The following is a 1,280-nucleotide window of genomic DNA, read 5'->3' as shown; positions in this document are numbered from 1 at the left end:
TGAAGGCCCAGCGGTCCTTTCCCTCCGGGCGGCGCTGATATCGATGGGGGCGGCGATAGCGATCACGGTTGTGGAATTGGCAGGCGGGGCCGAGCATCCGTAGGTCCGTCGCTCCGCCGTCGCTCCAGTTGTCAGCGTGATCGATCTGGCACACGGTCGCCGGAAGCGGACAGCCGTCGACCCAGCACGTCGCATAACGGGCGAAGACAGCCCTGCGTTGAGCGCGATTGGCCAGCCGGACCGTGCGGCCCAGATCAAGGACCTGGCCATCGGCATCCATCACCAACCGCACCAGCGATGATGTCCGCGCGAGCCGGGCCACATCGTCACGCGACAGCAGTTCGCCCGTGGCCAGCAACAACCCCGGCATCGCCCGTCCCGGCATGGCCCATCCCGGCCCAGGCAGCCCCGGCCGCCCGGGCGCCGCTCCCTCGGAGGAGGCCCTGCGCCCAGGCTGATGCCCGTGCCCAGGCTCGGGATCACCCTCGGACTGGGCCTCGGGCGAGCGTCCACGTCCGGCGCGGGGCGGCATCTTCTCCCCGGGATCGGTGGCGGGATCAGTGGCGGGATCGGTGGCGGGATCGGTGGCGGGATCGGCATCCGAGAAGCCGGCAGGGTCTGCGGGAAGCGATTCCACGTTGACCACAACGAGCAGTTCGGTGGTGATTTTGCTTTCGAGGAGGGCGATCAGGGCGTCCGCATTGCGGACCCGCAGCGGCCGATCGTCGTCATCGGTCTTCGGCTTGGCATAGGCGTCCAGCCAGGTACGCAACCGGGCTGATGCCTCTCGGGGCAGGCGGAACTCGCCCCGCATTCCGCCCGAACCGGTCGGACGGACCTGCAGATAGCGGGCGGCGTAGTCGGCGTCCCTCTCCTTGTCCGCCAGCCGAGGATCCAGCGTTTCCCGCAGATACCGGCCGGCCTTTGCCACCTCGGCCGGGGTCGCCCGATCGGCCAACGCCAGGAGGATCGGCTCGGCGATCGCCGCCTGCTCGTCGGAAAGCCCACTCGTCGCGGCGCAGATCGCACCGACCTGCCCCTCCGACAGACCGCCCTCGGCGAACCGCACACGCACGACGTGCAGACGCGCCAGCTCCGTAGCCAGCTTGACCAGTTGAGACGCCGCTGCCGTGCTCGTTCCGCACGCCCCCTGAAGCCAGGTCCGGGTGCCGGCATGTCCGTGGAACTTGGCCTCACCCGCGCGATCCACCCGGCCCACACGGGCGGAGATCGCCGACGTCAACCGATCTCTCGCGAACAGCAACCCTTGCGTTTGCTCC

At 69.5% G+C, this 1,280-nt stretch carries 1 protein-coding gene; it reads right to left on the bottom strand.

Going from position 1 to position 1,280, the window contains the following annotated elements; genetic code table 11:
• Window positions 1-1,280, bottom strand: a 1,280-nt coding sequence (locus Pka01_RS40420) for an HNH endonuclease signature motif containing protein (protein WP_203888319.1), incomplete at both ends; no start/stop codon positions are given.

The organism is Planotetraspora kaengkrachanensis (assembly GCF_016862895.1).
GTDB lineage: Bacteria > Actinomycetota > Actinomycetes > Streptosporangiales > Streptosporangiaceae > Planotetraspora > Planotetraspora kaengkrachanensis.
This window is presented reverse-complemented; position numbering and strand designations above follow the sequence as displayed.